At 61.4% G+C, this 7,542-nt stretch carries 10 protein-coding genes and 1 pseudogene; 5 read left to right on the plus strand and 6 right to left on the minus strand.

Annotation, left to right across the window (positions count from 1 at the left end; genetic code table 11):
- Positions 1-487, plus strand: a 487-nt coding sequence (locus ABSG20_RS24810) for a type 1 periplasmic-binding domain-containing protein (protein ID WP_490338335.1), incomplete at its 5' end; no start/stop codon positions are given.
- Between the two features lie 76 nt (positions 488-563).
- On the opposite strand, the gene lysA is transcribed toward ABSG20_RS24810, so the two are convergent.
- The 3 genes from lysA to argH all read right to left on the minus strand — a co-directional run bounded on the left by lysA (position 564) and on the right by argH (position 3,617).
- Positions 564-1,829 carry a diaminopimelate decarboxylase gene (lysA, locus tag ABSG20_RS24815; protein WP_423867142.1) on the minus strand — a complete coding sequence of 422 codons (1,266 nt, stop codon included), beginning with the start codon at positions 1,827-1,829 and terminating at the stop codon, positions 564-566.
- On the minus strand, positions 1,826-2,128 hold the full coding sequence (lptM, locus tag ABSG20_RS24820; protein ID WP_423867143.1) for an LPS translocon maturation chaperone LptM: 303 nt from the start codon (positions 2,126-2,128) through the stop codon (positions 1,826-1,828). The genes lysA and lptM overlap by 4 nt, the downstream gene beginning before the upstream one ends.
- Positions 2,129-2,219: 91 nt before the next feature.
- Positions 2,220-3,617, minus strand: coding sequence for an argininosuccinate lyase (gene argH, locus ABSG20_RS24825; RefSeq protein ID WP_423867144.1), 1,398 nt, complete (start codon positions 3,615-3,617; stop codon positions 2,220-2,222).
- A 153-nt stretch (positions 3,618-3,770) separates the two neighbouring features.
- Here argH and tlpA point away from each other — a divergent pair, with 153 nt between their 5' ends.
- Entirely contained in the window at positions 3,771-4,460 is a 690-nt protein-coding gene (tlpA, locus tag ABSG20_RS24830; RefSeq protein ID WP_423867145.1) for a thiol:disulfide interchange protein TlpA, read from the plus strand.
- A gap of 136 nt (positions 4,461-4,596) precedes the next feature.
- Here tlpA and ABSG20_RS24835 read toward each other — a convergent pair whose 3' ends face one another.
- Positions 4,597-4,800 carry a hypothetical protein gene (locus ABSG20_RS24835; protein WP_423867146.1) on the minus strand — a complete coding sequence of 68 codons (204 nt, stop codon included), beginning with the start codon at positions 4,798-4,800 and terminating at the stop codon, positions 4,597-4,599.
- A gap of 206 nt (positions 4,801-5,006) precedes the next feature.
- On the opposite strand from ABSG20_RS24835, the gene ABSG20_RS24840 reads away from it, so the two are divergent.
- Genes ABSG20_RS24840 through ABSG20_RS24850 form a run of 3 tightly spaced genes read left to right on the plus strand, consistent with a single transcriptional unit; the run spans position 5,007 to position 6,295 of the window.
- Complete coding sequence (locus ABSG20_RS24840; RefSeq protein ID WP_423867147.1) at positions 5,007-5,621, plus strand: hypothetical protein; 615 nt, start codon at positions 5,007-5,009, stop codon at positions 5,619-5,621.
- Positions 5,618-6,070, plus strand: a complete 453-nt coding sequence (locus ABSG20_RS24845) for a hypothetical protein (protein WP_423867148.1) — start codon at positions 5,618-5,620, stop codon at positions 6,068-6,070. Before ABSG20_RS24840 ends, ABSG20_RS24845 begins: the two co-directional genes overlap by 4 nt.
- Positions 6,071-6,106: 36 nt before the next feature.
- Positions 6,107-6,295, plus strand: coding sequence for a tautomerase family protein (locus ABSG20_RS24850; RefSeq protein ID WP_423867149.1), 189 nt, complete (start codon positions 6,107-6,109; stop codon positions 6,293-6,295).
- A 102-nt stretch (positions 6,296-6,397) separates the two neighbouring features.
- Here ABSG20_RS24850 and ABSG20_RS24855 read toward each other — a convergent pair whose 3' ends face one another.
- A complete protein-coding gene (locus ABSG20_RS24855) occupies positions 6,398-7,279 on the minus strand; it encodes a 3-hydroxybutyryl-CoA dehydrogenase (protein ID WP_423867150.1) in 882 nt (293 codons plus the stop codon).
- A 161-nt stretch (positions 7,280-7,440) separates the two neighbouring features.
- Positions 7,441-7,542, minus strand: a pseudogene (locus ABSG20_RS24860) (electron transfer flavoprotein subunit alpha/FixB family protein); the annotation flags it as partial.

Here is a 7,542-nt window from a genome sequence, read left to right on the forward strand (position 1 = left end):
GATAAAGAAGGTAGCTGAATTAGGCTGGCAACCGCTGTTCATTATCAACAGCACCGGTTCATCAACGGGAACCGTGATGATTCCGGCTGGATTGGAAAACAGCCAAAACATAATATCCGCGGCTTTTCTGAAAGATGCCACTGACCCGCAGTGGAAATACGACGCAGGTATCAAAAACTTTGATGCCTTCCTTATGAAATATTTCCCGGAGGGGAATCGTGACGACCAAAATTTGGTATTTGGCTATAGTGTTGCTCAAACGATGGTTCACGTTCTCAAGAAGTGTGGCGACGATCTTACTCGTGTGAATATCATGAAGCAGGCCGCGAACATCGAGGGTCTGCGGCTCGAAGGGCTGTTGCCTGGTGTCACTATCAACACCAGTGCAACTGACTTCGCTCCAGTCAAGAAATTTCATCTCAAGAAATTCAAGGGCGATCGTTGGGAATTATTCGGCGATCTCATCGATACCGAGGTCGAGGAGTAACAAAAGAGATGATCGAGCTACGCTGGCGGCTGCCGCATCGCGCCAGGCTGCTTTCACGGGCAACGACAGGCCTTCCTCACAGCCACGGCGCCAGCCGGTCCATCGCAATCAGTTCCTCGACCTCTACGCGAGGCCGCACCACGGCGTATTGATCGCCCTGCACCAGCACTTCCGGTACCAGCGCGCGGGTGTTGTAGGTAGAGGACTGCACCGCGCCATAGGCGCCGGCGGTCATGATCGCCAGGAGATCGCCGGCCTTGGGCTCGGGCAGGGTCCGTCCGAGCGCGAGATAGTCGCCGCTTTCGCAGACCGGCCCGACCACATCGGCGACGATGGTGGGCGCGCCCGCCGCGGCCTGGCGGACGGGGAGGATATCGTGGTGGGCTTCATACAAAGTCGGGCGGATCAGGTCATTCATCGCGGCATCGATGATGACAAAATTCTTGGCGTCGCCGCGCTTCACATGGATCACGCGGCTGACCAGGATGCCGGCATTGCCGACGATCAAGCGGCCGGGCTCGAACATCAGGGTGCAGCCGAGATTGTGCGTGACGCGTTTGACCATGGCGGCGTAGGCGGAAGGTTCCGGCGGCGCTGCGCGATCCATGTAATAGGGAATGCCGAGCCCGCCGCCGAAATCGACGTGGGAGATGGTGTGGCCATCGGCGCGCAGGGTCTGGACGAATTCGGCCAGGATCCGGAACGCGGTCTCCATCTTGTCGAGATCGGTGATCTGGCTGCCGATATGCATGTCGACGCCGGTGACCTCAATCCCCGGCAGCTTGGCGGCGCGGTCATAGACGGCGCGGGCGCGCGCCAGCGGCACGCCGAACTTGTTCTCGGACTTGCCGGTCGAGATCTTGGCATGGGTGCCGGAATCGACATCGGGATTGATCCGGACCGAGATCCGGGCGGTGCGGCCGCGGTCGCCGGCGAGCCGCGACAGCAGTTCGAGTTCGGGCTCGGATTCGACGTTGATGCAGAGAATGTCGGCGGCCAGTGCCGCGCGCAGCTCGGCCTCGGTCTTGCCGATCCCGGAGAACAGGATCTTCTCAGGGGGAATGCCGGCGGCCAGCGCGCGCTTCAGCTCGCCGCCCGAGACCACGTCGGCGCCGGCACCGAGTTTGGCCAGTGTGCGCAGCACCGACTGGTTGGAGTTGGCCTTCATGGCGTAGCACACCAGCGTCTTCTCGCCGGCGAAGGCCTCGCTGAACACGCGAAAATGGCGCTCCAGCGTCGCGGTCGAATAGCAATAGAAGGGCGTGCCGACCGCATCCGCCAGCTCGATCAGATCAACCGCCTCGGCGTGCAGCACGCCGTGGCGATAGTCGAAGTGATTCATGGCTTGCTCGGTCCAGAACTTCCTGATTCCAGCAGCGGATCGAGAATGAAGGCTTTCTTCTGGCCCTTGGCCGCGGTCGGCGGCGCGTCGGTGCCGTAATAGGGATTGAAGACGCTTGGTTTGCTCGCCTGCTCGGCCGCGCTATCGACTGGCGCCGCGGTCATGGACGGTTGCGCGTCCGCGGGCCTCGGCGGCAGATCGAGCCCGGCCTTGCGTCCGCAGCCCCCGAGCGCGAGCACGGCCGCGCCCAACAACAGCATGACCCATCCCGACGCTGTCGGGCTGTAATTGCGTTTCACGAAGATATCCCCACTAGTGCCGGCACCATACAAAGAATGCCCTGATCTGGCGAGAGCCGGACCATCATGAAATTGCAGCGAATTTCATGGTTCAGCCCAATTTTCGCTCTTTTTCCAACCGCTTCAGCCAGGCTTTGGCCTGCGCCAGCACGTTCTTCGGGGCGGTCCCGCCATAGCTGGTACGGCTTTTGACCGAGGCTTGCACGGAGAGCACGTCCAAGACCTGGGCCGTGATGCGGGGTTCGGCCGCCTGCAACTGCGAAAGCGGCAAAAGATGCAGCGCCACACCCGCCTCCGATGCCTTGGCGACAATGCGGCCGGTGACGTGATGGGCCTCGCGGAAAGGCATTTTCAGCGTCCGCACCAGCCAGTCGGCGAGATCGGTGGCGGTGGCGTAGCCCTCGCCCGCGGCAACTTCCATCCGCGCCTCCTCGGGCACCAGGTCGGCGACCATTCCGGTCATCGCCCGGATCGAAAGCGAGAGCGCCTCGAACGCCTCCATCGCGCCCTGCTTGTCCTCCTGCATGTCCTTTTGATAGGCCAATGGGAGGCCCTTCATGACGATCAGGAGCCCGGTCAGCGCCCCGATCACCCGTCCGGTCTTGGCGCGGACCAGTTCGGCGGCATCCGGATTGCGTTTCTGCGGCATGATCGAGGAGCCGGTGGTGAACTTGTCGGACAGCCGCACCAGGCCGACCAAGGGCGAGGTCCAGATCACGAGCTCCTCGGCAAAGCGCGACAGATGCATCGCCGCGATCGCCGCCGCCGCCAGGGTTTCCAGGACAAAATCGCGATCCGAAACGGCGTCGAGCGAATTGGCCATCGGCCGGTCGAAACCGAGCGCTTTTGCGGTCAAGTCGCGATCGATCGGAAACGAGGTACCCGCCAGTGCCGCGGCGCCAAGCGGCGATTCATTGAGGCGCTTGCGGGCGTCGGCAAAGCGGCCGCGGTCGCGCGCCGCCATCTCGACATAGGCGAGCAGATGATGTCCAAACGTCACCGGCTGCGCGGTCTGCAGATGGGTAAAGCCCGGCATCACGGTGGCGGCATGTTGCAGCGCCCGCTCCGCCAGCACCTGCTGGAACGCGGCCAGCGCCGCGTCGGTGGCATCGATGACATCGCGGACATAGAGCCTGAAATCGGTCGCCACCTGATCGTTGCGCGAGCGCGCGGTGTGCAGCCGGCCCGCGGCAGGGCCGATCAATTCGGCGAGCCTGCTCTCGACATTCATGTGAATGTCCTCGAGCGCGCGTTTGAACGTAAACCGCCCCTCGCCGATCTCTGACAAAATCGTGTCTAGACCATCGGCGATATTTTTCGCATCGTTTTCGGTAATAATGCCCTGCGCGGCGAGCATCGCGGCGTGGGCCTTGGACGCTCTGATGTCCTGGGCATGGAGGTGACGGTCGACGTCGATGGAGACGTTGATTTCCTCCATGATCGCATCGGGGCGCTCGGTGAACCGGCCCCCCCACATCTTGTTGCTCATGACGGCTTACTCACGGCTTATTACTCTGGTTACTCATGGCTTGTTGCTGGGGATGGCCATTCATCGTCGTCGCAGCGAACCGAATGCCCCGGACCTCGTTACCGGCTCGAACCGGGTTGCTACCCGGTCCTGCATAGCCGCATCTGATACGGGATGACAAACGATATGCCTGAACACCCCTCGCCCCGCCCGGCGGCCACGCGCCGGATACCCTTCGCGATCGGGGCCGTGCTGATCGGGGCGGTGATCGGATTTGCCGCCGTCCACGGAATTGACGGGCTGCGGCGCAGCGCGGCCGGCGACGCCGCCTGCCGGCCGGCGGTCGATCTGGCGCGCAAGCTCGCGCCATTGGCGCAGGGCGAGGTGGCGGCGCTGACCATGGCCACGGTCCCGCTGCGGCTGCCGGACCTCGCCTTCACCGACGCCGGCGGCAAGCCCAGAAAGCTCTCGGACTGGCATGGCCGCACCGTGCTGCTGAATCTGTGGGCGACCTGGTGCGTCCCTTGCCGCAAGGAGATGCCGGCGCTCGACCGCCTGCAAACCAGGCTCGGAGGCGCCGACTTTGAGGTGGTTGCGGTCAATATCGATACCCGCGACCCGGAAAAACCCCGGAATTTCCTGAAAGAGGCCAATCTGACCCGTCTCAGCTATTTCAGCGACCCGAAGGCCGTGGTTTTTCAGGACCTCAAGGCCGTGGGCCGGGCGCTGGGGATGCCGACTTCGGTGCTGGTCGACGGCGACGGCTGCGAAATCGCCACCATTGCGGGACCTGCGGACTGGGCCAGCGACGACGCCATCAAGCTGATCACGGCGGCGATGAAGCCGGCCAGGGCCGAATTCTAGAGCACGATGCAGAACAGTGGGAACCGGCCTTCCTCGGACAAACGCGGAAACGCGTTTGCTCGGAGATCATGCTCAAACAGAAATATGAGATCATGATCCGATGCAATCGGATCGTGATCCACGTCGCAATCATGATCTAGGCCGCTATATTGAGATTGTCGCCAATGCCGGCGCCGACATTGGCCAGCGAGGAGAAGCTTTGCTGGGGGGCACCCAACAGGGTCTGGACCGCGAATTTCTCGGCGGCGTCATTCGACTTCATCATCAGGGCCGCGGCCTGCATCTGCACCCTGCCCGCCTGAGCGGCAAGAATGCCCATGACCATGCTCATCAAATCCATACGCAATACTCCAGCACGGCAAGCGTTAGGCGAAAGCCGTTAACGAAGACTGGACAAAGCGAGAGAATGTGGGGGCCGAGCGATCGGTTCGCGCGAACGCGCGCATCCGCTCGGAACCAGTTGCCCGCGTCGCGAATTTTGTTGCAAGCGCGCGTGAGGAGTGAATAGGCTTCCTGGTTCCGAACGCGACCGAGGACGGCCCCGGATTGCGTCGGCAGCTTATCGACGCAGGTCCTTCTATGCCGGGTAGGCAAATATTCGACAAAGCTGCCCTCGAAAAGGCATTTGCGGAGCTTGGTAAACGGGCTCAAGCCGCTGGCAAAACCATCGAGATATCGATCTATGGAGGATCGGCTCTTATTCTGACCTTCGATCAACGTCCCAATACCCGTGATGTGGACGGCGTTTTCGAAAAGGACAAGGAGTTCGTACGGGCAATGGCCATCGATTTGGCCAACGAGTACGGGTGGGACCATGGCTGGCTAAACGACGGCGTTAAAGGTTGGCTGAGCGTCGTCGATTCGCAACCGGAAGCCAAAGCGCTTTTTAAAAGCTATCCATCTGAATCCGAACCTGGCCTACAGGTTTCTTTGGCGAAGCCAGAGTATCTTTTCGCCATGAAGTGTCGTGCCATGAGGACCGACGCCGCAAGCTCCGATATCGATGACATCAAGCTTTTGGCCGGGCAACTCGGCTTGACGAATTCCGAGGATGCCTTGGCTCTAGTCGCCAAATTCTACCCTCATAATGTGCTGGAGCCGAAGACGAAGTTTGGATTGGAGGAAATATTTTCGTATATCGACTGGGGCCGCAAAAGATGAGCGCTGATTATTTTTCTTTCGGAAACAGGCCGAAAACACTATCCGAAGTCGCCTTGCGTGTCGGCGCCGGCGAGCAGGAGTTCGGACTTGCCGTCAGGGAATTCCTGGATTCATTTTATTTGAATCAAAGCTCCAGAAATGATGCATTGCGGGAGCGTCCTCGGAGTATCGACGCCTTTCACGACGCCTATTTTGCGGCTGTGGGAGAGCACCTGGCCCGGACCTATGGCCTGGAGGTTCCGCAGTGGACTGAAGATCATGGCAACGGACTTCACGAGCCATATTTCGCCGGCGGGCTGGAGTCCCTGAAGGCCATATTGTTCGTCGAGAGCCCGCTTGCCTTTCGTCGCAGGCTGCTCTTCGTCAGCAGGAACGCGTTGACGAGGGCCTCCATGCTTGCCGGGTCCGAAGATGCCGCCGCCGACGCTGCCGCGGCCGTGTTCAGGTGAAGTTGCCCCGTGAGACCTCGGGCGCCTGGGCGGTTCATGGTTATGATCCAAATCACCGTCAGCAATACCCGCTCCGTGGCGCAGAAGCAGAAACTCTATCGGCGCATCGTCGAACGGCTGAGCGACAGCCCCGGCCTCCGTCCCGAAGATGTATTCATCAACCTGGTCGAGGTGTTCCCCGAAAACCGGTCGTTCGGCCACGGCGAGGCGCAATACGTGCGATGATTCTCTTTGTCGCCCCGGCCCCCGCGCCGGGACGACGGCGGAGAAAATCGCGCTGTCAATGCGCCGCGCCGGCATTCGATGGTTGCCGCGTTAGCACAGACCTTACCGCGTCGGCACCGGCTTGTCGCCGCGATAGTCGTAGAAGCCGCGCTGGGTCTTGCGCCCGAGCCAGCCGGCCTCGACATATTTCACCAACAGCGGACACGGCCGATACTTGCTGTCGGCGAGCCCCTCGTGCAGCACCTGCATGATCGACAGGCAGGTATCCAGCCCGATGAAATCGGCCAGTTCGAGCGGCCCCATCGGATGATGGGCGCCGAGCTTCATCGCGGCGTCGATCGCCTCGACGTTGCCGACCCCCTCATACAGCGTATAGATCGCCTCGTTGATCATCGGCAGCAGAATGCGGTTGACGATGAACGCCGGAAAATCCTCCGAGACCGCGATCTGCTTGCCGAGCCGGGAGACGAATTCCTTGGCGGTGTCGAAGGTCACGTCGTCGGTGGCGATGCCGCGGATCAGTTCGACCAGTTCCATCAGCGGCACCGGATTCATGAAGTGAATGCCGATGAAGCGCTCCGGCCGGTCGGTGGTCGCGGCCAGCCGCGTGATCGAGATCGAGGAGGTATTGGAGGCGACGATGGCTTCGGGCTTCAGCACCGCGCAGAGATCGTGAAAAATCTTGCGCTTGACCTCTTCTTTTTCGACCGCGGTCTCGATCACCAGATCGCAATCGGCAAGCCCATCCATCGTGTGAGCGGGGACGATCCGCTCCAGGGCCTGCTTGCGCGCGTCCTCGGTGATGATTTTCTTGGCGACCTGGCGCGACAGGTTGCCGTTGATGGTCGCCATTGCCGATTTCAGGCGATCGGCGGACACATCATTGAGAACCACGTCGAGACCTGCGAGCGCCGCCACATGCGCGATGCCGTTGCCCATCTGGCCCGAACCGATCACGCCAACCTTCTTGATCATAACCGCCATCTTGTCATCTCACCGCATCATCTCGCAGCGACGCGCGACTGGCGGCTGCCCATCCCTTGAACCAGCACCGGCCGGAGTCCGCCCGTCCGGTGCAGCATCTTGACTTCGCGCCTATTCCTATCGCAGGCCGCCACCTTTGCGGAATACGTGCTCTAACGTGGTTACTTTCCGAGCTTGCCGAGCGCCTCCGTCAGTTCGGGTACCGCCTGATACAGATCGGCGACCAGGCCGTAATCGGCGACCTGGAAGATCGGGGCGTCCTC

The organism is Bradyrhizobium sp. (assembly GCF_049512235.1).
Classification (GTDB): domain Bacteria; phylum Pseudomonadota; class Alphaproteobacteria; order Rhizobiales; family Xanthobacteraceae; genus Bradyrhizobium.